At 74.4% G+C, this 22,557-nt stretch carries 27 protein-coding genes; 11 read left to right on the forward strand and 16 right to left on the reverse strand.

Annotated elements, in window-relative coordinates; genetic code table 11:
• Positions 1-105 precede the first annotated feature (105 nt).
• Positions 106-1,224 (reverse strand): alpha/beta hydrolase, encoded by a 1,119-nt coding sequence (locus ACK586_RS10940; protein ID WP_409330509.1) that lies wholly within the window; start codon positions 1,222-1,224, stop codon positions 106-108.
• Positions 1,225-1,498: 274 nt separating this feature from the next.
• Between ACK586_RS10940 and ACK586_RS10945 the strand changes: the two genes are divergently transcribed.
• Positions 1,499-2,266: a hypothetical protein gene (locus ACK586_RS10945; RefSeq protein WP_409330510.1), complete on the forward strand. Its 768-nt coding sequence runs from the start codon at positions 1,499-1,501 to the stop codon at positions 2,264-2,266.
• Between the two features lie 70 nt (positions 2,267-2,336).
• On the opposite strand, the gene ACK586_RS10950 is transcribed toward ACK586_RS10945, so the two are convergent.
• From ACK586_RS10950 to fdxA, 4 genes are all read right to left on the reverse strand, one after another.
• On the reverse strand, positions 2,337-2,495 hold the full coding sequence (locus tag ACK586_RS10950; RefSeq protein WP_409330511.1) for a hypothetical protein: 159 nt from the start codon (positions 2,493-2,495) through the stop codon (positions 2,337-2,339).
• A gap of 151 nt (positions 2,496-2,646) precedes the next feature.
• Positions 2,647-3,159 (reverse strand): DinB family protein, encoded by a 513-nt coding sequence (locus tag ACK586_RS10955; protein ID WP_409330512.1) that lies wholly within the window; start codon positions 3,157-3,159, stop codon positions 2,647-2,649.
• A gap of 42 nt (positions 3,160-3,201) precedes the next feature.
• Positions 3,202-4,431: a succinyldiaminopimelate transaminase gene (gene dapC / locus ACK586_RS10960; protein WP_409330595.1), complete on the reverse strand. Its 1,230-nt coding sequence runs from the start codon at positions 4,429-4,431 to the stop codon at positions 3,202-3,204.
• Positions 4,428-4,754, reverse strand: a complete 327-nt coding sequence (fdxA, locus tag ACK586_RS10965; RefSeq protein WP_091114765.1) for a ferredoxin — start codon at positions 4,752-4,754, stop codon at positions 4,428-4,430. Before fdxA ends, dapC begins: the two co-directional genes overlap by 4 nt.
• Before the next feature lie 153 nt (positions 4,755-4,907).
• On the opposite strand from fdxA, the gene ACK586_RS10970 reads away from it, so the two are divergent.
• Positions 4,908-5,666: a GNAT family N-acetyltransferase gene (locus ACK586_RS10970; protein ID WP_409330513.1), complete on the forward strand. Its 759-nt coding sequence runs from the start codon at positions 4,908-4,910 to the stop codon at positions 5,664-5,666.
• Here the strand turns inward: ACK586_RS10970 and ACK586_RS10975 are convergent.
• From ACK586_RS10975 to ACK586_RS11005, 7 genes are all read right to left on the reverse strand, one after another.
• Positions 5,642-6,058: a DUF6113 family protein gene (locus tag ACK586_RS10975; protein WP_409330514.1), complete on the reverse strand. Its 417-nt coding sequence runs from the start codon at positions 6,056-6,058 to the stop codon at positions 5,642-5,644. The genes ACK586_RS10970 and ACK586_RS10975 overlap by 25 nt on opposite strands.
• Positions 6,055-6,951, reverse strand: a complete 897-nt coding sequence (gene mshB, locus ACK586_RS10980) for an N-acetyl-1-D-myo-inositol-2-amino-2-deoxy-alpha-D-glucopyranoside deacetylase (protein ID WP_409330515.1) — start codon at positions 6,949-6,951, stop codon at positions 6,055-6,057. Before mshB ends, ACK586_RS10975 begins: the two co-directional genes overlap by 4 nt.
• A gap of 25 nt (positions 6,952-6,976) precedes the next feature.
• Positions 6,977-8,056, reverse strand: a complete 1,080-nt coding sequence (locus ACK586_RS10985; RefSeq protein WP_409330516.1) for an ABC transporter ATP-binding protein — start codon at positions 8,054-8,056, stop codon at positions 6,977-6,979.
• The gene (locus ACK586_RS10990; RefSeq protein ID WP_409330517.1) at positions 8,049-9,098 is read right to left on the reverse strand and encodes an ABC transporter ATP-binding protein; all 1,050 of its coding nucleotides are present in this window, start codon (positions 9,096-9,098) and stop codon (positions 8,049-8,051) included. Before ACK586_RS10990 ends, ACK586_RS10985 begins: the two co-directional genes overlap by 8 nt.
• Positions 9,095-10,066, reverse strand: a complete 972-nt coding sequence (locus ACK586_RS10995; RefSeq protein ID WP_409330518.1) for an ABC transporter permease — start codon at positions 10,064-10,066, stop codon at positions 9,095-9,097. Before ACK586_RS10995 ends, ACK586_RS10990 begins: the two co-directional genes overlap by 4 nt.
• Entirely contained in the window at positions 10,059-10,982 is a 924-nt protein-coding gene (locus ACK586_RS11000) for an ABC transporter permease (protein WP_409330519.1), read from the reverse strand. The genes ACK586_RS10995 and ACK586_RS11000 overlap by 8 nt, the downstream gene beginning before the upstream one ends.
• 204 nt (positions 10,983-11,186) lie before the next feature.
• Positions 11,187-12,800 (reverse strand): peptide ABC transporter substrate-binding protein, encoded by a 1,614-nt coding sequence (locus tag ACK586_RS11005; RefSeq protein WP_409330520.1) that lies wholly within the window; start codon positions 12,798-12,800, stop codon positions 11,187-11,189.
• A gap of 357 nt (positions 12,801-13,157) precedes the next feature.
• Here ACK586_RS11005 and ACK586_RS11010 point away from each other — a divergent pair, with 357 nt between their 5' ends.
• Positions 13,158-13,328 (forward strand): CsbD family protein, encoded by a 171-nt coding sequence (locus tag ACK586_RS11010; protein WP_409330521.1) that lies wholly within the window; start codon positions 13,158-13,160, stop codon positions 13,326-13,328.
• Between the two features lie 81 nt (positions 13,329-13,409).
• On the opposite strand, the gene ACK586_RS11015 is transcribed toward ACK586_RS11010, so the two are convergent.
• On the reverse strand, positions 13,410-14,180 hold the full coding sequence (locus ACK586_RS11015) for a (deoxy)nucleoside triphosphate pyrophosphohydrolase (protein ID WP_409330522.1): 771 nt from the start codon (positions 14,178-14,180) through the stop codon (positions 13,410-13,412).
• 55 nt (positions 14,181-14,235) lie between these two features.
• On the opposite strand from ACK586_RS11015, the gene ACK586_RS11020 reads away from it, so the two are divergent.
• The 7 genes from ACK586_RS11020 to ACK586_RS11050 all read left to right on the forward strand — a co-directional run bounded on the left by ACK586_RS11020 (position 14,236) and on the right by ACK586_RS11050 (position 18,476).
• Positions 14,236-14,709 carry an RrF2 family transcriptional regulator gene (locus ACK586_RS11020; RefSeq protein WP_409330523.1) on the forward strand — a complete coding sequence of 158 codons (474 nt, stop codon included), beginning with the start codon at positions 14,236-14,238 and terminating at the stop codon, positions 14,707-14,709.
• A 30-nt stretch (positions 14,710-14,739) separates the two neighbouring features.
• Positions 14,740-15,291, forward strand: coding sequence for an adenylyl-sulfate kinase (gene cysC / locus ACK586_RS11025; RefSeq protein WP_409330524.1), 552 nt, complete (start codon positions 14,740-14,742; stop codon positions 15,289-15,291).
• 86 nt (positions 15,292-15,377) lie between these two features.
• A complete protein-coding gene (locus tag ACK586_RS11030; protein ID WP_409330596.1) occupies positions 15,378-15,449 on the forward strand; it encodes a putative leader peptide in 72 nt (23 codons plus the stop codon).
• Between the two features lie 98 nt (positions 15,450-15,547).
• A complete protein-coding gene (locus ACK586_RS11035; RefSeq protein ID WP_409330525.1) occupies positions 15,548-17,221 on the forward strand; it encodes a nitrite/sulfite reductase in 1,674 nt (557 codons plus the stop codon).
• Positions 17,218-17,397 (forward strand): hypothetical protein, encoded by a 180-nt coding sequence (locus tag ACK586_RS11040; RefSeq protein WP_409330526.1) that lies wholly within the window; start codon positions 17,218-17,220, stop codon positions 17,395-17,397. The genes ACK586_RS11035 and ACK586_RS11040 overlap by 4 nt, the downstream gene beginning before the upstream one ends.
• Positions 17,394-18,104 (forward strand): phosphoadenylyl-sulfate reductase, encoded by a 711-nt coding sequence (locus ACK586_RS11045; RefSeq protein ID WP_409330527.1) that lies wholly within the window; start codon positions 17,394-17,396, stop codon positions 18,102-18,104. The genes ACK586_RS11040 and ACK586_RS11045 overlap by 4 nt, the downstream gene beginning before the upstream one ends.
• Positions 18,105-18,182: 78 nt before the next feature.
• Entirely contained in the window at positions 18,183-18,476 is a 294-nt protein-coding gene (locus ACK586_RS11050) for a 4a-hydroxytetrahydrobiopterin dehydratase (RefSeq protein ID WP_409330528.1), read from the forward strand.
• Positions 18,477-18,498: 22 nt separating this feature from the next.
• Here the strand turns inward: ACK586_RS11050 and ACK586_RS11055 are convergent, their stop codons facing one another.
• From ACK586_RS11055 to ACK586_RS11065, 3 genes are all read right to left on the reverse strand, one after another.
• Entirely contained in the window at positions 18,499-20,466 is a 1,968-nt protein-coding gene (locus ACK586_RS11055; RefSeq protein ID WP_409330529.1) for a PhoX family protein, read from the reverse strand.
• Between the two features lie 137 nt (positions 20,467-20,603).
• Entirely contained in the window at positions 20,604-20,993 is a 390-nt protein-coding gene (locus ACK586_RS11060; RefSeq protein WP_409330530.1) for a DUF3037 domain-containing protein, read from the reverse strand.
• Between the two features lie 95 nt (positions 20,994-21,088).
• Entirely contained in the window at positions 21,089-21,958 is an 870-nt protein-coding gene (locus tag ACK586_RS11065; RefSeq protein WP_409330531.1) for a HipA family kinase, read from the reverse strand.
• A 27-nt stretch (positions 21,959-21,985) separates the two neighbouring features.
• Between ACK586_RS11065 and ACK586_RS11070 the strand changes: the two genes are divergently transcribed.
• Positions 21,986-22,534: a DUF1990 domain-containing protein gene (locus tag ACK586_RS11070; RefSeq protein WP_409330532.1), complete on the forward strand. Its 549-nt coding sequence runs from the start codon at positions 21,986-21,988 to the stop codon at positions 22,532-22,534.
• Positions 22,535-22,557 lie beyond the last annotated feature (23 nt).

Raw genomic sequence — 22,557 nt, forward strand, 5'->3', positions numbered from 1 at the left:
CCCCCCCCCCCCCCCCCCCCCCCCCCCCCCCCCCCCCCCCCCCCCCCCCCCCCCCCCCCCCCCCCCCCCCCCCCCCCCCCCCCCCCCCCCCCCCCGGCCGCACGGTCAGGTGAGGTTGGCGGGGGCCTCGGCGGGGACGTCGAGGTGCTCGAGCAGGGCGACGACGAACTCCTGCGGCCGCTCCACGTGCGGCGAGTGCCCGACCCCGGGCAGGAGCACCTCGCGGTAGGCGCCGCCGGTCGCGGCGTAGCGGTCCAGCAGCGCGCGGGTCTGGGTGACCATCGGCTGCGGCGGGCACTCCGCCTCTCCCGGCCAGCCCGGCACCGCGCCGAGCGAACCGAGGTAGGCCAGGTCGAACGCGGAGGTGTCGGAGACGATCGCGTCGGCGTCCCCGCGGATCCACAGGACCGGCGGCTTGGCCTCCAGGTCCACGACCGGGGACAGGTCCAGCACCGTCGGCGCCATCGTGTTGAGGACGCCGCGGCTCCCCGGGGCCACCCCCGGCCAGGTGCTGCTCGGCGTGCTGTCGCCGGGGTAGTGGTCGTCACCGGTGCGCGTGCTGAGCATCGAGGCGACCAGCACGTCCTCGACCGCCGGGTCCAGCGGCAGCGCGCCGGGGGCGACGTAGAAGGCGCGCAGGATCGAGCGCGGGCTGGTGGGCGCGTCGGCCGTGGTGTCGCCGGCGGCGAGCGCCGCGACGAACTCGGGGTTGGCCGCTCCGCCGCCCGAGCCCGCGCCGTCGGCCGCGAGCAGGCGCCCCTCGGGCCCGGCGGTGCCACCGAAACCGTGCGGGGACACCGGCGCGACGAGCGCGACCGAGGCCACCCGCGCCGGCGCGTCCAGCAGGTACTGCAGGACGACGGCAGCGCCCATGCTCCAGCCGACGAGGTGGACCCGGGCCGGGCCGAGCGTGTCGACCAGCGCGGCGACGTCGTCGGCCCAGTCGCGCACGCCGCGGCGGGCGTCGACCGGCAGCGGATCGGTGTCGCCGTATCCGCGCAGGTCGACGGCGAGCGGGCGCACCCGGCCGGTGCCGGCCAGCGCGAGCATCGTCGGCTGCCAGAACAGCGACGAGCTCACGTTGCCGTGCACGAACAGGACGACGTCCCCGCCGGCCCCGGCCAGCCCACCGAGGTCGACGTTGTCGGGGTGGACGACGTTCTGCGTCAGCCGCGGGGTCGCCACCCGGGTGGCGCGGACGTCGGGCAGCAGCACACCTGTCATGGGGCCTCCTCGGGGCACGGGGTGGCCCACGCTAACCGGGCGGCGACGACGCCCGCCGCATCCCGGGAACTGCCAGGGAGCCGACCTACCCTCGGTGGCGATGTCCACCCCCCGCCACCGGAGCCGGTCCGGCGCCCGCGGCGGGACCGGACGCCGAGGAGCCACCGCGCGGCGGGGCGGGACCAGAACCCGCCGGCGGGGGCCGGGACGACCCGTCGGCCGGCGCGGACGCCGGAGCCTGGCGCCGGCGTGGCTGGGCTGGGCCGCCGCCCTGGTGGTCCTGACGGTGCTGGTGGTCGTGGGGATCACCAGGGCCGGTGAGCGCACCCCCGCCACGGCGACCGGCCGGTGCACCGTGGCCGGCAGCGATCTGGTGCTGACCGGCGAGCAGGCCGCGTCCGCGGCGACGATCGCGGCGGTGGCACGGGCACGGGGCCTGCCGGAGCGGGCGGTGGTCATCGCCCTGGCGACCGCGCAGCAGGAGTCGACGCTGCGCAACCTCGACTACGGCGACCGCGACTCCCTCGGGCTGTTCCAGCAGCGGCCCTCGCAGGGGTGGGGCAGCCCGGAGCAGGTGCAGGACCCGGTGTACGCGGCGGGCAAGTTCTACGACGGCCTGGTCGAGGTGCGCGGCTGGGAGACGGGCCGGCTGACGGAGGTGGCCCAGGAGGTGCAGCGCAGCGGCTTCCCGGAGGCCTACCAGAAGCACGAGCCGATGGCCCGGGCCTTGACGACCGCGCTGCTCACCGGCGGCCTCGGCTGCACGTGGCAGCCGCCGGAGGTGGGCGGACGGCTCAGCGAGCGGACCGCGGCGGCCGCCGGGCAGGCGGAGCGGGAGCTGGGCGTGCCGGCCGACGAGGAGTTCGGTGCCGTCTCGATCGACCCCGCCGCCGGCTGGCTGGGCGCGAGCTGGGCCGTCGCGCACGCCGAGCGGCTGCAGGTGGACTCGGTCTCCTACGCCGGCCGGACGTGGACCGTCGACGCCGGCTGGGCCGACTCCGGCGCGGGCGACGGCGCCGTCCGCCTCGAGTTGATCACCTAGGCCAGGCCCATGCGGGCGCGGCCGTCCGGCGCCCCGGTGCAGCCGGCGGGCGAGGGGTGGGCGGGCTCGGTCAGGCGACGCGCAACCGGAGCGCGTACAGCTCGGGGTGGTCGGCGAAGGCTGGCGCCCCGCGCGGGGCGCGGCCGGGGATGCCGACGCTCCAGGTCTGGGCCAGGGCCAGCAGCGACACGACGGCGAGGACGGCGAGGAGGACGAACAGCGCGGTCACGGGAGACCTCCAGGTGCGGGGGCGCGGCGCCCCGGGGCGGGTGGCGCGCCGCCGGTTCGGCGGTGGCGCGTCGCGACGGTGCGCCCGGTCGCTTGCACGGAGGTGGCGGTGCACCTGCACCGCACTGGCAGTGCCGCCTGCGGGAGGCCGGTCAGTAGTAGCCGGTGCTCCCGTCCAGCAGTTCCCGCACGGCGTCGAGGTGCCCCACGTGCCGGGCCGTCTCCTCGACCATGTGGGTCAGCACCCACCGCAGGTGCACGCCGGCGCAGTACTGCTCGTTGCGGCAGGCGTCGTCCAGCGCGGCCGCGGCCACGATCTCGTTCGACCGGGCGCACTGCGCCGCGTACTCGTCGAGCAGCCGCTGCAGCGGAGCGCCCTCCACCTGCATGTCGGCGTCCGGCCGGGACTCGTCGAACTGCACGTTCGTGCCGGTCGGCGCGCCGGCGACGAGCACCTCGAACCAGCAGTGCTCGGTCCACCGCAGGTGGGACACGATGCCGGCCACCGTCATCAGCGGCGAGCTCGGCAGCACCGGCCGGTGCGCGTCGGCCTCGGCCAGGCCCTGGCACTTCCAGGGGACCAGCGCGCGCTGCAGGTCCAGCCAGCCGGTCAGCTGCGTGCGCTCGTCCCCGTCGACGGGCGGGCGCACGCGAGGTGGCGTCATGCCGCCCGATGCTGGCCCGCCCCCGGGGCTACCGCAGCCCGATCACGCCGAGAGCCGCTCCGCGGCCGCGTCGATGCGCTCGTCGGTCGCCGTCAGCGCCATGCGGACGTGCCGCGCGCCGGCCGGACCGTAGAAGGAGCCGGGCGCGGCGACGACGCCCAGGCCGGCCAGCCAGTCGATCGTCGCCCAGCAGTCCTCGTCGCGGGTGACCCACAGGTACAGCCCCGCCTCGGAGGCGTCGATCCGGGCGCCGGCGCCGCGCACGGCGGCGGCGAGCCGCTCCCGGCGGGCGCGGTAGCGCTCGCGTTGGCGGTCGACGTGCGCGTCGTCGGCCAGGGCCGCGGCCATCGCGGCCTGGACCGGCCCGGGCACGAGCAGGCCGAGGTGCCGGCGGACGTCCCACACCCGGCGCACCAGCTGCGGGTCGCCGGACAGCAGCCCGGCGCGGTAGCCCGCGGCGGTGGACTGCTTGGACAGCGAGTGCACCGCGAGCAGGCCGGTGAGGTCGTCACCGGCGACGGCGGGGTGCAGGAGGGACCGGGGCGCGACGTCCCAGCCGAGCATCGCGTAGCACTCGTCGGCGACCACCGGGACGCCGTGCCGGCGCCCCCAGGCCACCCAGTCGCGCAGCTGGTCGTCGGAGAGGACGCGGCCGTGCGGGTTGCCCGGCGAGTTCAGCCAGACCAGCACGACGTCCCCGGGTTCGCCCGGCGGGACGTCGCTGCGCAGCACCGACAGCCCGGCCACCACGGCGCCGACCTCGTAGGTCGGGTAGGCGATCTCGGGGATCACCACCGTGCCCGCGCCGCGCAGACCCAGCAGCGTGGGCAGCAGGGCGACGAGCTCCTTGGAGCCCACCGTCGGGACGACCGAGGGAGCGGCCGCGAGCGGGTCGGGCAGCCGCACGCCGAGCCGGCGCTCCAGCCAGCCGGCCGCCGCCGTCCGCACGTCCGCGGTACCCAGCGCCGTCGGGTACCCGGGCGAGTTGCCCGCCGCGGCGAGCGCGGCGGTCAGGACCTCAGGGGTGTCGTCGACCGGGGTGCCGATGGACAGGTCGACGACGCCGCCGGGGTGCGGGGGGGGGGGGGGGGGGGGGGGGGGGGGGGGGGGGGGGGGGGGGGGGTGGGGGGGGGGGGGGGGGGGGGGGGCGGGGGGCGGGGGCGGGCGGGGGCCGCCGGGGGGGGGGGGGGGGGGGCCGCCGCCGGGGGGGGCGCCCGCCAGCGAGTCCCAGGGGAAGTCCGGCAGCCCGGCGCCCGCCTCGTGGGGCGTCAGTGCCCTTCGCCCTGGGGCGGCAGCGCCGCGACCAGGGGGTGGTCCTTGGCGATCTTGCCGGTCTTGGCCGCGCCGCCGGGGCTGCCCAGGTCGGAGAAGAACTCCACGTTGGCGTTGTAGAAGTCCTTCCACTTGTCCGGGACGTCGTCCTCGTAGTAGATGGCCTCCACCGGGCAGACCGGCTCGCACGCACCGCAGTCGACGCACTCGTCGGGGTGGATGTAGAGCATCCGGTCGCCCTCGTAGATGCAGTCCACCGGACACTCGTCGATGCAGGCCTTGTCGAGGACGTCGACGCAGGCCTGGGTGATCACGTAGGTCACGGTGTTGCCTCCCGAACACGCGGCTCGACCGGGGCTCCCGCCTCCGGCCACATCTCGTCGCACAGTATGACGTCCCGCCCGTCGGCGGGTGCGACCGGCCGGGGAACTCACCCCGTCGAGTCGTCCGCGACCGGCGCCGCGGAGGATCGGACCATGGGACAGAGCCGCTCGCCGCTGGACGTCGCCGGGCTGGAGCGCCTGGCCGCCCGCGGGTGGCACGGCTGGGAGTGCGACCGGCTCGGGGACTGGCTGCTGCGCGCCGGCGGGGGCTTCACCGGCCGCGCCAACTCCGCGCTGGTGGTCGGGGACCCGGGACGCGCCCTGCCCGAGGCGGTCGACGCGGTCGCCCGCTGGTACGCCGAGCGCGGCCTGCGACCGACGGTGCAGCTGCCCGGCGCGCAGGCCCGCGCGGCGGGGACCGCCTTCACCGCGGCCGGCTGGGAGCGCGACGAGGACGTCCTGGTGCTGACCGCGCCGCTACCGCCGGGGAGCGGGGACCCGGCGGTGCCGGTCGTCCTCTCCCCCGCCCCGGACGACGCCTGGCTGGCCGGTTACCGGCACCGGGGCTCGCCGCTCCCGCCGGCCGCACGGCGCGTGCTCACCGGCGCGGAGGACGTCGTCTTCGCCTCGGTCCGGCCGGCCGCCCCGCCGGCGCCGCCGGCCGCCGTCGCCCGGGGGGTGGTCACCGACGACTGGCTGGGCGTCAGTGCCGTGACGGTGGCCGAGGAGCACCGCCGCCAGGGTCTGGCCACCGCCGTGACGGCCGCGCTGTACGCGTGGGCCGCGGGACGGGGCGCGCGCTGGGCGTATCTGCAGGTGGCCGCCTCGAACACGCCGGCGCGGGCGCTCTACCGACGGGACGGCTTCATCGAGCACCACCGCTACCACTACCGGCGGGCGCCGCTGTCCTGAGCGGAACCGGACGGCTCGCGCGGCACGGGCGGGGTCCCGAGCACGCGGCCGACGGCGACCGAGGCCCCGAGCACGCCGAGCAGCAGGAAGCCCAGGCCGCGCCAGTCCCCGGGCAGGAGGACGTCCCCCTCGGGCCGCTGCTGGCTGGCCGGGACGACGACGAGGAGCCACACCACCGCGGGGACCACCGCGGCCACCCGTGAGCGGGTGACGTGGTGGGTGAGGGTGACCAGCAGGAGGTTCGCGGCGAAGGCGGCGGGGATCGACAGCGGCAGGGGGACGGAGCCGACGTGCAGCGGCAGCCAGAACACCTGCACGACGGCGAACCAGGCGGCCACGACCGCGGCGACCAGACCGCCGGCGACGGCTCGGAGGCGGCCGGCCGGCGTCACCCGGTCAGCCCGGCGAACAGGTCGTCCTCCCAGCCCTCGGGCCCGGTCCCGGCCGGCCCGCGCTCGCCCCGGACCAGGCGGTAGTGCTCGATGCCGAGCACCTCCTGCCCGAAGTTGTTCGACAGCGCGAAGAACGGGCCGTCGACGGTGATCTGGGTGGCGTGCGCGCGCATGGCGGCGTCCTTGGCACCGGCGTGCCCCCGCCCGTCGACGGCGGCGGTGACCAGCTCGTCGGGCACCCCGAAGGGGATCTCGTCGATCTCGCCCAGCTGCTCGAACGGCGAGGCCTGCCCCAGCGACGCCATGGCCTCGGCGCCGGCCCGCAGCACCGACCGCGGGACGCAGCACCAGTAGACCTTCGCCACGTCCCACGGCTGCCCCAGGTCCGGGCGGTAGGCGGGATCGGCGGCGGCGTCCACCGCGGCCATCGCGACCCGGTGGGCCTGGATGTGGTCGGGGTGGCCGTAGCCGCCGTTCTCGTCGTAGGTGACGACGACCTGCGGCCGGATCTCCCGGACGACGGCGACGGCGTGCCCGACCGCCTCGTCCAGGTCGGCGTTCCAGAAGGCGCGCGGCTTGGTGTTGGCCTCGGTGCCCATCATCCCGGAGTCGCGGTAGCGCCCCGCGCCGCCGAGGAAGCGCCAGTCGGTCACCCCGAGCGCGGTCATCGCCGCCGACAGCTCGCCGATGCGGAAGCCGCCGAGCTGGTCGGCCTGGTCGGCGGCGAGCTGGGCGAGCCCGGGGACGAGGACCTCGCCCTCCTCGCCCAGCGTGCAGGTCAGCAGCGTGACCTCGGCGCCCTCGGCGACGTAGCGGGCCATGGTGGCGCCGTTGTTGATCGTCTCGTCGTCGGGGTGGGCGTGCACGAGCAGCAGCCGGCGGTCAGCGGTCACGGTGGGCCATCCTCCCGCACGGGGATCACCCAGCCCGCTCGACGGGGACGACCGTGCGGGCCTCGGCGAAGTGGCAGGCCGACGGGTGCCCCTGGCCGCGGTCGACGAGCGCGGGCGGCTCCTCGGCGCAGATGTCCTGGGCCTTCCAGCAGCGGGTGCGGAACCGGCAGCCGGAGGGCGGGTCGGCGGGGCTGGGGACGTCCCCCTGCAGCAGGATCCGGTCCTTCTGCCCGCGCAGCGCCGGCTCGTGCAGCGGCACCGAGGACAGCAGCGCCTGCGTGTAGGGGTGCGACGGGGTCGTGTAGACCTCGACGTCGGTGCCCTCCTCGACGATGGAGCCGAGGTACATGACCGCGACGCGGTCGGAGATGTGCCGCACCACCGACAGGTCGTGGGCGATGAAGAGGTAGGAGAGCCCGAGCTCGTCCTGCAGGTCCTCGAGCAGGTTGACGACCTGGGCCTGCACGGAGACGTCGAGGGCCGACACCGGCTCGTCGCACACGATGACCTCGGGGCGCAGTGCGAGGGCCCGGGCGATGCCGATCCGCTGCCGCTGGCCGCCGGAGAACTGGTGCGGGTAGCGGTTGACGTAGTCGGGGTTGAGGCCGACGCGGTCGAGCAGTTCCTGGGTCCGCTGCAGGCGGCCCTTCTTCGGCGCGACGTCGGAGTGCACCGACCACCCCTCGGCGACGATGTCGCCGACGGTCATCCGCGGGTTCAGCGACGCGTACGGGTCCTGGAAGATGATCTGCACCTCGCGCCGGTAGGCCTTGAGCGCGCGGCCGGTGAGCCGGGTGACGTCGCTCCCCTTGTAGACGATGGAGCCGTCGGTCGGCTTCTCCAGCGCGACCAGCAGCTTCGACACCGTCGACTTGCCGCAGCCGGACTCGCCGACCAGGCCGACGGTCTCGCCGCGGCGCAGCGTCAGGTCGACGCCGTCGACCGCGCGGACGTGGCCGATGGTCCGCTTGAAGACGACGCCCTGGGTGAGCGGGAAGTGCTTCTTCAGGCCGCGGATCTCGAGCAGGGTCTCCCCGTCCGCGCCGCGGATGCGGCCGGCCGGGGACGACGCGGACGCCGCCGTGGCACCGGTGGGCTCAGACACCCAGGACCTCCTCGCTGTAGTGGCAGGCCGCCTCCCGGCCCGGGACGACCAGGCGCAGCGGCGGGACGTCGGTGGCGCACTCGCGGCCCGGCGCCGCGGCGGCGCCCAGCTTGCGGTGCGCGCACCGCGGGTGGAACGGGCAGCCGGCCGGGATCGCGGCGAGGTTCGGCGGCTGGCCCACGATCGGCTGCAGACGGCCCCCCTTCGCCTCGACCTGCGGGACGGAGCTCATGAGCCCGCCGGTGTAGGGGTGCGCCGGGTCGGTGAACACGTCGTCGACGGTGCCCCACTCGACGATGCGGCCGGCGTACATGACCGCGACGTCGTCGGCGACCTCGTTCACCACGCCCAGGTCGTGGGTGATGAGGATCAGGCCCATCCCGGTCTCCCGCTGCAGGTCCTTGAGCAGGTCCATGACCTGCGCCTGCACGGTGACGTCGAGAGCCGTGGTGGGCTCGTCGGCGATGAGGATGCGCGGGTCGAGCGCGATCGCCATGGCGATCATGACCCGCTGGCGCATGCCGCCGGAGAACTGGTGCGGGTAGTCGTCCACCCGCTTGGCCGCCGCCGGGATGCGGACGCGGTCCATCAGCTCCACCGCGCGCCGCTTGGCCTCCTTGCGCGAGGCGCCCTGGTGGACCCTGAACATCTCGCCGATCTGCCATCCGACGCTGTAGACCGGGTTCAGCGACGACAGGGCGTCCTGGAAGATCATCGAGATGCCCGGGCCGCGCAGCTTGCGCTGCTCCTCGGCCGACATCTGCAGCATGTCCCGGCCCTGGAAGCGGATGCCGCCCCCCGTGATGACCGCCGGCGGCGTGTCGAGGATGCCCATGATCGCCTGGGCGGAGACCGACTTGCCCGACCCGGACTCGCCCAGGATGGCGAGGGTCTGCCCCTCGGCGAGGGTGTAGCTCACCCCGTTGACGGCGTTGACCACACCGGCGCGGGTGCGGAACTCGACGTGCAGGTCGTCGACGTCCAGCAGCGCCGCGCCCGGGGCGGCCGGCGGGAGGGTGGACGTGGTCTCGGGTCGGGTCATGCGCGCTGCCTCGGGTCGAGGGCGTCGCGCAGCGCGTCGCCCATCATGATGAAGGCCATCACGGTCAGGGTCAGGACGATGCTGGGGAACAGCACCAGGTGGGGCTCGGTCCGGATGAGGTCCTGGCCGGCGGCGATCTGCAGCCCCCACGACAACGCCGGCCGCTGCAGCCCGACGCCCAGGTAGGTCAGGGTCGCCTCGGCCGCGATCAGCACGCCGATGGTGATCGTCGTGTAGACCAGCACGGGCGCGACCGCGTTGGGCAGGATGTGCCGGAGCAGGATGCGGCTGTTGGAGGCGCCCATGGCGCGGGCGGCGGCCACGTAGTCGGAGCTCTTGACCGCGATGACCTGGGAGCGCACCAGCCGCATCGCCGTCATCCAGCCGAACAGCGCCAGTGCCAGCGCGACGGCGCCCGGTCCCCGGCTGTTGATGATCGGGATGTCGGTCTGCGGCCCCACCCGGAGCAGCACCAGCGCCCCGAGGACCAGCGGCAGGGCGTAGAAGACGTCGGCGATCCGGGAGAGCACCCCGTCGGTGAAGCCGCCGAAGTACCCGGCGATGGCGCCGACGACCACACCGAGCAGCAGCACGACCAGGACGGCGAACACGCCGATGATCAGCGAGTTCCGGGCGCCGTAGACCACGGCGGCCTGGTAGTCGCACCCCTGCTGGTCGAACCCGAACCAGTGCTGCGCCGACGGCCTGGCCCTGGAGTTGGCCAGCACGCAGTCGCGCGGGTCGGCCCCGCGGGCGAACAGCTGCGGGAACAGGGCCATCAGGACGAACACGAGGGTGAGGAAGGCGCCGATCCAGAAGAGGACGTTGCGCTTGAGCGAGTCCCACGCGTCGGACCACAGGCTGTTCTGCCGGGCGCTGGTGACGTCGACCGACGGGCTGGCCAGCCCGGTGGTGGTGCCGGCCTCGACCTCGTCGTGCAGCAGGTCGCGCTGTTGCTGGTCAGTCATAGCGGATCCTCGGGTCGAGGACGGCGTAGAGCACGTCGACGACCAGGTTGAAGAAGATGAAGAAGAAGACCATCAGCGTCACGATGCCGACGACGACGGCGCCTTCCTGCCGGCCGATGGAGTTGAAGACCTCGCGGCCGATGCCGGGCAGGTTGAACACCGACTCGGTGACGATCGCGCCGCCGAGCAGGGCCCCGATGTCGGCGCCGATGAACGTCACGACGGGGATCAGGCTGTTGCGCAGCGTGTGCCGGACGACGACCCGGCTCGGGGGCAGTCCCTTCGCCTTCGCCGTCCGCACGTAGTCGGCGCGCATGTTCTCCGCGATGCTGGTCCGCGTCAGCCGCGCCACGTAGGCGAGGGAACCCGCGGCGAGGACCAGCCCCGGGAGGATGTAGCTGTACCAGCCCTCGCGGGTGCCGGCGATGGGGAACCAGCCGAGCTTGAGCCCGAAGGTGAGCTGCGCGAGGAAGGCGAGCACCAGGATCGGGATGGACACGATGACGGTGGTGGAGACCAGCACCAGGTTGTCGAAGAAGCTGTTGCGGCGGATCCCGGCGAGCACGCCGGCGATCAGGCCGATGACGGCTTCGAAGATCACCGCGACGATGGTCAGCCGGATGGTGACCGGCAGCGTGCGCTCGATCGTGTCCAGCACCGGCCGGTCACGGAAGTCGGTGCCCAGGTCACCCTGGAACAGGCCCTGCAGGTAGTACCAGTACTGCTGCCACAACGGGGCGTCCAGGTGGTATCGCTCCCTGAGCACGGCCTCGGTGGCGGGCGAGACCCGCCGGTCGCCGCCCAGGGCGGCGATGGGGTCACCCGGCAGGGCGTACACCATCGCGAAGATCAGGACGGATGCCCCGAGCAGCACGGGGATGGTCAGCAGAAGTCGGCGGGCGATGTAGCGGCCCATGGTCCCCCTCCGGGGTGCGTGGCGACGCGGTCAGCTCCCGCGCGCCGGAGTCCATCGTGCCGGTCGGTCGCCGCACGCGCTCGCGCGTGCGAGCAGCGTCACGGGCGCCACCAGCGCGCCGGCAGCGCACGCGCCGCCGGGGACGACCGTCCTGGTCGGACGGACGCCCCCGGCGGGTGGTGCGGGTCCTGCTGGCGGGTCAGGTCAGTTGACGGTGACCTCGGTGAGGACGACCCGCTGGAACAGGTCGAGCCGCACGTTGTCCACGTTCTCGCTGTGGACGCTCTGGATCTCGGTGAAGAACATCGGGGCCATGGGCATGGCCTCGGCGATGATGTCCTCCGCCTGCTGGTACAGCTCGATGGCCTCGTCCTCGCTACCGGCCTGGTCGCCCTGGCTGATCAGGTCGGCCACCTGCGGGTCGGTGTAGAAGGAGTAGTTCGACCCGACGGGCGGCAGCGAGGCCTGGGTGAGCAGCGGGGTCAGGTAGCTCTCAGCCGCCGGGTAGTCGAAGCTCCAGCCGAAGCGGAACGGACCCGTGAAGCCCTGCTCCTCGCCCAGCGGCAGGTACTGGGCGAAGTCCAGGTCCCCGCGCAGGGCGAAGTCGACGCCGAGGTTCTGGCGCAGCTGGTTGCCCACGGCCTCCATCCAGGCGTCGTGGCCGGCGCCGGCGTTGAACCAGAGGTCGACCGGCTGGCTGCGGTCGAAGCCCGCCTCGTCCAGCAGGGCGTTGGCGGCGTCGGCGTCGAAGGTGCAGAAAGTGCAGGAGGCCTCGCGGTAGCCGTCGACGACCGGCGCGATGAACGAGTCGGCCGGGGTGCGGGTGCCGGAGAAGATCGCCTCGGAGATGGCGCCCCGGTCGATGCCCATGGAGATCGCCTGGCGGACCCGCGGGTCACCGAAGCGGGCATCGTAGGTCGGGAAGCCGAGGTAGGTGATCTGCGAGACCTCGGTCCGGATGAAGCGGTCGCCGAACTCGCTCTCCGCCGACTCGATGACCTCCGGCGGGATGACGTCGACGATGTCGACGTTGCCGTCCTGGGCGTCGGTGTAGGCGGTGCTCTGCTCGGTGTAGATGACGAACTCGACGCCGTCGGCCTGGGCGGCGTCGTCCCCGGCGTAGTCGTCGTAGCGGGTCAGCGTGATGCCCTGACCCGGCTGGAAGTCGCCGTCGGCCTGGAAGGGGCCGTTGCCGATCGGCCGGGTGCCGAAGGCGTCGGGGTCCTCGAAGAAGGCGTCGGGCAGCGGGTAGAACGAGTTGTAGCCCACGACCGCGGGGAACAGCGCGAAGGGCGCGGTCAGCTCGACGGTGAAGGTCAGGTCGTCCTGGACCTGCAGGCCGGACAGCTCGGTCGCCGCCCCGCTCTCCAGCTCGGAGTACCCGTCGATGCGGGACAGGTAGGAGCCGCCGTCCTGCGTGTTCTGCGGGTCGGCGGTGTAGTTCCAGGCGTCGACGAACGACTGGGCGTCGACCGCGGTCCCGTCGTGGAACGTCCACCCGTCCTTGAGGGTGATGGTCCAGCTCTGGTTGTCCTCGGACTCGATCGACTCGGCGACGCCGTCGTAGACGACCTCGCCCTCCTCGCTGAACTTCACGAGGCCGGTCCACAGCGCGTTGACGATGCGGTCGCCGTTCTGCTCGGTCGTGTCGCCGGGGACCAGCGCGTTCTCCGGCTCCGAGGTGTAGATGGTGAACGTGCCGGCGCCACCGCCACCGCCGGAACCGCCGTCGTCGCCTCCGCCGCCGCAGGCGGACAGCAGCATGGCGCCGGCCACGGCGGTCGCGACGAGCGCGGCAGGGCGCTTGTTGAGCTTCACGTGAGAGGCCTCTCTCGTCCCGTGTTCACGGGTGATACGGACTGGGCAGACCAGGCCCCGGCGCGAGGCCGGCGGCCTGGCGGTCATCTGTCGGGCGTGTGAACGGAGAGTGATCGCTCCGTGACACTGCACCAACGCTAGGCGGCCTCCCGGGGGCCCGCCACCGGCGTTGTCCGATTGTGACCGGAGCTCACGATCGCACACCGCCACCGGAAGCCATCCGTGGGGAGGGGGCCCCGACAGGAGCGCTTGCGGCCCGCGCGGCTGACACCCGGACGGATTACGGCGACCGCGGAGCGTGTCGTCGCAGGTCGGGGTGGGTAGTGCTTCCTCCGCATCCGAGGAGAGGAGCTCACCATGAGCAGCGAGGACAAGCTCAGCAACAAGGCCCAGGAGCTGGCCGGCCGGGGCAAGGAGACGCTGGGCGCGGCCACCCACGACCGGGACCTCGAGGCCGAGGGCAAGAAGGACCAGACGGCGGGCAGCCTCAAGCAGGCCGGCGAGAAGATCAAGGACGCCTTCAAGTGATCCGGCCGGCCTGCGGGCCGGCGGTACGGCGCACCGACGAGGGGGTGCGGGCTGCGGCCCGCACCCCCTCGTGGCGTGCGGTCAGCGGGCTGCGCCGCGCCCCAGCAGGGCGGTGACGGCCGGCAGCAGCGGGCGGTCGGCCGGGATCCAGTCCAGCTCCGGCAGGTCGGCGGCGCGCACCCAGCGCAGCTCGGCGTGCTCGTGCGGGGTGACCACGCCGGCGGCGACCCGGCCCCACCACACGCGCAGCGTCGACGCCCCGGGAGCGCCCCCGCCCACGACGCCGTCCAGGGGGACCTCGCCGAGGAACGCCTGCGGCGCCACGTCGACCCCGAGTTCCTCGCGGCACTCCCGGACCAGCGCGTCCAGGTCGGGCTCCCCCGGCTCGACCTTGCCGCCGGGGAACTCCCAGCAGCCGGCGAAGGGGCCGCCGGCGCGCTGGGCGACCAGCACGCGGTCTCCCTGCACGAGGGCGACCCCGACCACCTGCACGACGTCGAGGGCCGCTCGCGCGGCCGCGGCGGCGTAGGCGTCCAGGTGGGCCTGCATCGCCCGGACGACGCGCCGGCGCAGGACCAGCTGGTCGACCGCGCCGGCGACTCCCGGCGGCAGGGCGGTCGCCCAGTCCAGCTGCTCGTCCACGAGCGTGCCCGCCCCGGTCGCCGAGTAGCGGCGGGAGTGGGTGAGCCACCGCCACCCGCGGCGCGGCCCGGCGGCGTAGACGTCGCGGAACGGCCGCAGGGACACGACCTCCTGCAGCGGCTCGCCCCACGGACGGCCCAGGGCCCGGGCGACGTCGAAGGCAACGGTCAGCGGGGCCTCGACCACCGTGGTGAAGCGGAGCTGGTACACCGCGTCACCCTGGCAGACGGCGCCGCAGTGGCCGGAGAGGCGGCAGGATGGGGCGATGCGCATCACCGCCCGGGTGGACTACGCCGTCCGCGCCGCCGTCGAGCTGGCCGCCGTCGCACCCGGCGCCCTGACCTGCGGCGAGATCGCCGCCGCGCAGGAGATCCCCGCCCGGTTCCTGCAGTCGATCCTGGGCGACCTCCAGCACGCCCGGCTGGTGACCAGCCAGCGCGGCCGGGAGGGCGGGTACCGCCTGGCGCTGCCGCCGGAGGAGATCTCGATCGCCCGCGTCATGCGCGTCGAGCAGGGCTTCCTCGCCGAGGTGCACGGCCAGCGCCCCGAGGACGTCAGCTACCCCGGCACCGCCGAGCCGCTGGCCGCGGTGTGGGTGGCCGCGCGGGCCGCCTACCGCCGCGTGCTCGAGGAGGTCTCGCTGGCCGACGTCGTCGCCGGCAAGCTGCCGGCCGACGTGGCCGAGCTGGCGGCGGTCGAGGACGCCTGGCGGTCCTTCGGCGACTCCCCCGGGGCCTGACCGCCGCAGCGCTGCGCGAGACTGGCGCCCATGAGCAGCTCTCCCCGGGCCGGCGTCGCCGTCTTCCTCACCGGGCTCTCCGGCGCGGGGAAGTCCACGATCGCCGACGCCCTGGTGGCGCGGCTCGAGGCCGACGGGCGGCCGGTCACCGTGCTGGACGGGGACGTCGTCCGCACGCACCTGTCCAGCGAGCTCGACTTCAGCCGGGAGCACCGCGACCTCAACATCCGGCGCATCGGCTTCGTCTCCGGCGAGGTGGTCCGGCACGGCGGCACGGTCGTGGTCGCGGCGATCGCGCCCTACGAGCGGGCCCGCGAGGAGGCCCGCGCGCTCGTCGAGGAGCACGGTCGCTTCCTCCTGGTGCACCTGTCCACGCCGCTGGCGGTGTGCGAGGGGCGCGACGTCAAGGGGCTGTACGCTCGCGCCCGCGCCGGGGAGATCCCCGGCTTCACCGGGATCGACGACCCCTACGAGGCGCCCGCCCGGCCCGACCTCGTCATCGACACCTCGGTGACCCCGCTGGAGGAGTCGGTGGCGCGCATCCGGGCGGCGATGGACGGGCAGCCCGCGCCGGTCGCCTGAGGGGACACCGGCGGCCGGCCGTCGCCCGGGTCACACCTGCCGCACGCCGGCGGTGTGAGACGATCGCTGGCGTGACCGGTGGTGGCGTGCTCCTCGTCGCGCGCCGGCACGTCGACCTGGCGCGCGTGAGCAGCGCCGCGTGTCGCGCCGCGCGCTGACACCAGTCCGCCCCGCAGCACCACGCTGCGCCTCCGACCTGGCAGCGCCTCCCGACCGGGACCGGCCCCGGCGAACGGCGCAGGAAGAAGTACCTGTCGTGTCCTCACCCACGCGAACCAGCAACCGCCCCCAGCGAGGCCAGGGCCAGTGGGCGCTCGGCTACCGCGAGCCCCTCAACCCCAACGAGCGGATGAAGAAGGACTCCGACGGCCTCGAGGTCCGCCAGCGGATCATCGACATCTACGCGAAGGCCGGCTTCGAGTCCATCGACCCGCAGGACCTGCGCGGGCGGATGCGCTGGATGGGCCTGTACACGCAGCGCGCCCAGGGCATCCCCGGCGGCAAGACCGCCGTCCTGGAGCCCGAGGAGCTCGAGGACTCCTACTTCATGATGCGGGTGCGCATCGACGGCGGGCAGCTGACCAGCGACGCGCTGCGGGTCATCGGCGGCATCAGCACCGAGTTCGGCCGCGACGTCGCCGACGTCACCGACCGGCAGAACGTGCAGTACCACTGGATCCGCATCGAGGACGTGCCCGAGATCTGGCGGCGGCTGGAGACGGTCGGCCTCAGCAGCATGGAGGCCTGCGGGGACGTGCCGCGCGTCATGCTCGGCTGCCCCCTCGCCGGGATCCTCGAGGACGAGGTCCTCGACGCCACCGACGTGATCGCGCAGACCGTCGAGAAGTACGTGGGCAACCCCGAGTTCAGCAACCTGCCGCGCAAGTGGAAGACGTCGATGTCCGGCTGCGTCGACCACTGCACCGAGCCGGAGATCGACGACGTCGCCTTCGTCGGCGTCCGCAACGAGGCCGGCGAGGCCGGCTACGACCTGTGGGTCGGCGGCGGGCTGTCGACCAACCCGATGTTCGGCAAGCGGCTCGGCGTCTTCGTCCGTCCCGACGAGGTGACCGAGGTCTGGGCCGGCGTCACGTCGGTGTTCCGGGACTACGGCTACCGCCGGCAGCGCAACCGCGCCCGCATCAAGTTCCTGGTGGCCGACTGGGGGCCGGAGAAGTTCCGCCAGGTCCTGCAGGACGAGTACCTGCACCGCGCCCTGCCCGACGGCCCGGCGCCCGCGCCGGCCAAGCACGACCAGCGCGACCACGTCGGCGTCAGCCGGCAGAAGGACGGCCGCAACGCCGTCGGCTTCGCGCTGCGCACCGGCCGGATCAGCGGCTCGCTGCTCACGACGATCGGGGACCTCGCCGACGAGTACGGCCGGGGCCGCGTCCGGACGACGACGCAGCAGAAGCTGGTCATCCTCGACGTCCCGGACGAGAAGGTGGAGGCGCTGGTCGAGGCACTGGCCGCGCACGACCTGCAGGTGCGGCCCAGCGCCTTCCGCCGCGGCACCATGGCCTGCACCGGCCTGGAGTTCTGCAAGCTGGCGATCGTCGAGACCAAGCAGCACGCGCAGGACCTCTACGCGGAGCTGGAGAAGCGGCTGCCCGACTTCGACGTGCCGATCGGGATCAACGTCAACGGCTGCCCGAACAGCTGCGCCCGCTTCCAGACCGCCGACATCGGCTTCAAGGGCTCGATGGTCAAGGACGACTCCGGCGAGATGGTGGAGGGCTTCCAGGTGCACCTGGGCGGCCACCTCGGCGTCGAGGCGGCGTTCGGCCGCAAGTTCCGCGGGCACAAGGTGACCAAGGCCGAGACCGCCGACTACTGCGAGCGCGTCCTGCGCGGCTTCCTCGACCGCCGCACCGACGGCGAGTCGTTCGCGCACTACGTCTCGCGGGCGGACGAGGACTGGCTCCTGTGAGTGACGAGGGCGGCGGATCGGGAAGGCAGCGCCAGCTGCCGGTGTTCCACTGCCCGTACTGCGGGGACGAGGACCTCACCCCCTACGACGACGAGAAGGCCTCGGGCTGGCGTTGCAGCGCCTGCCTGCGGGCGTTCTCCGTCCGCCTGATCGGGACGGGAGTGCAGCAGGGATGACGACCGCCATCGCGGCGACGCCGGAGCTCGCGGCCGAGGCCGACGCCCGCTTCGAGGGCATCGCCGACCCGGTGGAGCAGGCGCTGGCCGTGCTCGCCTGGGCCGGGGAGACCTTCGGCGACGACTTCGCGGTCACCTCGTCAATGGCCGACGGCCTGCTCGCGCACCTGGCCTCGCGCGCCGTCCCCGGGGTGCAGGTCGTCTTCCTCGACACCGGCTACCACTTCGCCGAGACCCTCGGCACCCGTGACTGGGTGAGCGGCGTCATGCCGATCACGCTGGTGAACGTCACCCCGCCGCGGACCGTCGCCGAGCAGGACGCGGAGCACGGCCCGGAGCTGCACCAGCGCGACCCCGACCTGTGCTGCTCGCTGCGCAAGGTCCAGCCGCTGGCGCAGGCGCTGGCCGGCTACGTCGCGTGGGGCTCGGGCGTGCGCCGGGACGAGTCGCCCACCCGCGCGGGCACCCGCGTGGTCGACTGGGACGCCAAGCGCGGCATGGTCAAGGTGAACCCGCTCGCGGCCTGGACCGATGCCGACGTCGACGCCTACCTCGCCGAGCACGGGGTGCCGGTGAACCCGCTGCAGGAGATCGGCTACCCCTCGATCGGCTGCGCGCCGTGCACCCGCCCGGTCGCACCGGGCGAGGACCCGCGCGCCGGCCGCTGGGCCGGCCGCGGCAAGACCGAGTGCGGCCTGCACACCTGAGGAAGGACCCCGTCCTCCGCACCCTCCGCGAGCTCGGGGTGAGCCTCGGGACGGGGCCGTAGCGGCAGACTGGGCGTCATGTCACGACCCCCGCGTTTGTCCCCCGACGAGGTCTTCGCCGCCCTGCGGGAGCTGCCGCTGTGGTCCGGCGACGCCGACGGCCTGCGGCGCAGCGTCGAGCTGCCCGCGTTCGCCGACGCCGTCGCCGCGCTCGTGCGGATCGGGTTCCTCGCCGAGGCGATGGACCACCACCCCGACGTCGACCTGCGCTGGCGGACCCTGCACCTGGCGCTGGTGAGCCACTCCGCCGGCGGGGTGACCGAGCTGGACCTGGAGCTGGCCCGCCGGATCGACACGGCCCTGCCCGCCTGAGGGGACAGGGCCGCGCCGGCCCTCAGCTGCCGATCACACCGCCGTCGTCCTTGGTGACGACCACGGTCGCCGAGCGGGGCGTGTCGATCCCGTCCTGCTGCGGCCAGGTGCTGCCCCCGTTCTCACCCGGGTGCTGCAGGTTGACGAACATCGTCCGCCGATCCGGCGTGACCGCGATGCCGGTCACCTCGCAGCCCGTGACGCCGGTGAGGAAGCGGCGGACCTCCGGCTGCGCGGCCCACGGCGCCGTGGCGTCCGCGGCCAGCATCTGGTTGTTGACCCCGCCGGGCTGCGAGCCGTCGGTCTGGATCCACGCCCGGCTGTCGGGGTCGATCCACAGGCCGTCGGGTGAGCCGAAGGCGTCCTCGGCGTCGATCGTCGAGCCGTCGACGCCGCCGCCCGGGCCGGCGAGCAGGAACAGGTCCCACCGGAAGCGGGTGGCGGTGTGGTCGCCGCCCTGCTCGTCCCACCGCACGATGTGGCCCCAACGGTTGGCGATCCGCGGGTTGGGGCCGTTGGGGGCGGTCCGGGACGTGTTGTTGGTCAGGGTGACGAAGACCGTGCCGGTGCGCGGGTCGACCGACGTCCACTCCGGCCGGTCCATCGGCGTGGCGCCCACGGCGGTGGCCGCGAGCCGGGTCTTGACCATGACGTCGCCCTGGTCGGCGTACCCGTTGGCGGCCGTGAGCGGCCCCTGGCCGTGGACCAGCGGGATCCAGTCCCCGCTGCCGTCCTCGTTGAAGCGGGCGACGTAGAGGGTCCCCTCGTCCAGCGGGCTCCTGCCCTGGGCCCGCATCGACTGCCAGTTGCGCGCGCTGACGAACTTGTAGACGTGCTCGCCGGCCTGGTCGTCGCCCATGTAGACGACGACCCGCCCGCCCCGGGACACGTGGACGGTGGCGTCCTCGTGCTTCAGCCGGCCGAGCGCTGTCCGCTTGACCGGGGTCGAGGTCGGGTCGAACGGGTCGATCTCGACGACCCAGCCGAAGCGGTTGGGCTCGTTGGGGTCCTGCGGGGTCACCCGGAACCGGGCGTCGTGGACCGCCCAGCCGTTGCGGTCGCCGCCGACGCCGTAGCGGGTGGCCAGGCCGGCGTTCTCGCCGTCCAGCGCGCCGTCGACGCGGAAGTAGCCGTTGAAGTTCTCCTCGCAGGTCAGGTACGTGGCCCACGGGGTCTCGCCGTTGGCGCAGTTGTTGACGGTGCCCAGCGGGGTGCGGCCCTGGGGGTCGACGGCGGTGCGCACGAGCCGGTGACCGGCGGCGGGACCGGAGAAGGACATCGGGGTGTTCGCGGTGATCCGCCGGTTGCGGCGCGACCGCAGGACCTCCCACTGGCCGTTGCGCGCGCGCTGCACCTCGACGACCGCGACGCCGTGGGCGTTCTGCGACTTCCTGACGCCCTCGGCCGTGACCGGGACGTAGTTCGGCACGTAGGTGCCCGTGTGCAGGTAGAACTCGTCGGTGTACTCGTGGTTGAGCACCAGCAGACCGTTCTCGCTGCCGCGGGGGCCGTTGTGCAGCGGGAAGTAGGTCATGCCGTCGTGGTGCATGCCGACCTGCTCGGCCTGCTGCGCGGCCGTGTTCCCGCCGGGGTTGCCACCCGGCTCGCCGGGGGTGCCCGGCACGAAGGCGGGGAACGAGCCGAGGATCGGCGTCCCCCACGGGATGAAGGGCCGGGCGGTGTAACCGCGCGGGACGACGACCTCGTCGGCGGTGCTCGGCGGGATCGGCTGGAAACCGAGGCGACCGCCGTGGGGACCCCCTCCACCGCCGGGGCCGCCGCCGGGGCCGGCGGGTCGCGCCGCGGCGGCCGGCGGGTCGATCAGACCGGCGGTGAGGAAGCCGGCCGCGGCGAGGAAGCCGCCGGCCAGGACGCCGCGCCGGCTGAGCCGGCTCTCGGCGACGGCCATCAGGTGCGGGGCCGTGGACGGGTTGGTGGGGACGTCCTCGGGGTCGAGGGGGTCGGCCGCGCGCTCGTGCAGCGTCGTCACGGGAGGTGCTCCAGGGGTCCGGGGATCGGGGCGGACCGAAGCTAGGAACGCCGATCGACGCAGGCATGGCCGTCGGGCACAGCGGACGTGAAGAGACCGTCCACGCCGCGTTCACCTGCGCGGTGTACCGCCGGGGATCAGTCGGTCGGCGGCAGCACGAGGAGCCGGAGCAGGCGGTCGGCCTCCGCGTCGGGATCGGCCGTGAGGCCGGTGTGCACCGGACCGGTCTGGACGACGGTGCTGCGCGGCGCCGTCAGCCAGCGGAACCGCGAGCCGAGCGCCTCCCGGCCGGCCGCGCCCGCCGCCCCGTCGGCGGCGCACACGTCGGCCACGGCCTGCAGTGCCCGGGCGATCGCGTCGGCGTCGGCCGTCGGGTCCACGGCGTGCAGCCGCGCGGGGTCCAGGTGCAGCCGGACGCCGAGGTAGTCCCGCTGCCGGCTGTAGACGATCACGCCGGCGTTGAGGAACTCGCCCCGCTCGACGCGCGGCACCACCCGCACGACGGCGTACTCGAAGGTGTCCCTCACCGCTGGATCACGCAGCTCCGGTTCGTCCCTCACCGCTGGATCACGCAGCTCCGGTTCGTCCCTCACCGCTGGATCACGCAGCTCCGGTTCGTCCCTCACCGCTGGGTCACCCCTTCGGGCGGCGGCGGCCCCAGCCAGGCCGGGCGGTTCTGCCCGGCCCGGTGCCGCTGCCGGCCGGCACCCCCGGCGGCCGCGGCGGCGACGAGGCCGGGCAGCCAGGCGTCCCGGGCCGCCAGCCGGGAGAGGAGCTGGTCGACGTAGCGCTGCCGCACCGCGGACGGCGGCTCGTCGGCCGCCGGGCCCTCGAGCCACTCGTCGGGCACCTGGCCCAGCACCCGCTCGAGCAGCGGCCGGCTCACCCGCGGGCCGAGGTCGGCGTCCGCGGCGCGGACGTCGGGCCGGCACTCGACGAGCGCGTGCTGCGCGGCGTCGTAGGGGCGCGCCACCGCCGCCTGCGCGCCCGGCCAGTTGTGGTGGAAGGTCAGCGCGGCGCCGTGGTCGATGAGCTGCAGGCGACCGTGCCAGAACAGCATGTTCGGGTTGCGCCACGACCGGTCGACGTTGCCGATCAGCGCGTCGAACCACAGCACGCGGCCGGCGAGGGCCCCGTCGACCTCGGCCACCCCGGCCTCGAGGTCCAGCGCTCCGGGGAGGTAGTCCAGGCCGAGGTTGCGGCCGGCGGAGCGCTGCAGCAGCTCCTGCACCTCCTGATCGGGCTCGCCCACCGCCAGCTCGGCGGCCACGTCGACCGTGACCAGAGCGGGCACGGGCAGGGCCAGTGCACGGGCGAGCTCCCCGCAGACCACCTCGGCGACCAGCACCCGCACGCCCTGCCCGGCAGCCCGCCACTTGACCACGTAGGTGCCGAGGTCGTCGGCCTCCATGAGACCCGGCAGCGAGCCACCCTCGCGCAGCGGGGTGACGTAGCGGGTGGCGGTGACGGCGGGCAGCACAGTGCGGGTCAACCTAGCGGCCGGGCACACTCGGCAGGCGTGGGACTCCTCCGCGCCGTGACCCCGGCCGACCTCGCCGACGTGCCGCTGACCTACCCGGAGGTCGGCGCCACCGCCGATCCGGTGCTGCCGGCGGGCTACCGGCACAGCGAGCACACCGTCGTCGTGGGCACCGGTCGCGCGGCCTTCGAGCGGACGGTGGCGGCGGTGTTCGGCTGGGCGGTGCAGCGCGGCGTGGGTCTGCGGGTGCGGGCCAGCGGACCCGCGACGGAGCCGGGCACGGTCGTCGTCCTCACCGCCGGGCTGGACCGGCTGGGCTACGACATCCCCTGCCGGGTCGTCTGGGCGCGCACCGAGGGGGACGAGCAGGGCTTCGCCTACGGCACGCTGCCCGGGCACCCGGAGAGCGGGGAGGAGGCGTTCCTCGTGCGGATCTCCGGCTCCGGCGAGGTCACCGTGGTGCTGCGGGTCTTCTCCCGGCTCGCCTCGCCCGCGGCGCGGCTGGCCGGGCCCGCGGCCTGGTGGGTGCAGGCGCTGGCCACCCGGCGCTACCTGGCCACCCTCCGGAGGGCCGCCCGCGGTCGATGAGTCCGCGGCCCGGAGCCGGTCGG

This window comes from Trujillonella humicola (genome assembly GCF_046233715.1).
GTDB classification, from domain to species: domain Bacteria; phylum Actinomycetota; class Actinomycetes; order Mycobacteriales; family Geodermatophilaceae; genus Trujillonella; species Trujillonella humicola.

Excerpts from the sequence above, each read along its gene's own strand:
- ACK586_RS10940 (WP_409330509.1), bottom strand. The coding sequence starts at position 1,224 with ATGACAGGTGTGCTGCTGCCCGACGTCCGCGCCACCCGGGTGGCGACC.
- ACK586_RS10955 (WP_409330512.1), bottom strand. The coding sequence starts at position 3,159 with ATGACGCCACCTCGCGTGCGCCCGCCCGTCGACGGGGACGAGCGCACG.
- ACK586_RS10970 (WP_409330513.1), top strand. The coding sequence starts at position 4,908 with ATGGGACAGAGCCGCTCGCCGCTGGACGTCGCCGGGCTGGAGCGCCTG.
- ACK586_RS10990 (WP_409330517.1), bottom strand. The coding sequence starts at position 9,098 with ATGACCCGACCCGAGACCACGTCCACCCTCCCGCCGGCCGCCCCGGGC.
- ACK586_RS10995 (WP_409330518.1), bottom strand. The coding sequence starts at position 10,066 with ATGACTGACCAGCAACAGCGCGACCTGCTGCACGACGAGGTCGAGGCC.
- ACK586_RS11000 (WP_409330519.1), bottom strand. The coding sequence starts at position 10,982 with ATGGGCCGCTACATCGCCCGCCGACTTCTGCTGACCATCCCCGTGCTG.
- ACK586_RS11010 (WP_409330521.1), top strand. The coding sequence starts at position 13,158 with ATGAGCAGCGAGGACAAGCTCAGCAACAAGGCCCAGGAGCTGGCCGGC.
- ACK586_RS11020 (WP_409330523.1), top strand. The coding sequence starts at position 14,236 with ATGCGCATCACCGCCCGGGTGGACTACGCCGTCCGCGCCGCCGTCGAG.
- cysC (WP_409330524.1), top strand. The coding sequence starts at position 14,740 with ATGAGCAGCTCTCCCCGGGCCGGCGTCGCCGTCTTCCTCACCGGGCTC.
- ACK586_RS11045 (WP_409330527.1), top strand. The coding sequence starts at position 17,394 with ATGACGACCGCCATCGCGGCGACGCCGGAGCTCGCGGCCGAGGCCGAC.
- ACK586_RS11050 (WP_409330528.1), top strand. The coding sequence starts at position 18,183 with ATGTCACGACCCCCGCGTTTGTCCCCCGACGAGGTCTTCGCCGCCCTG.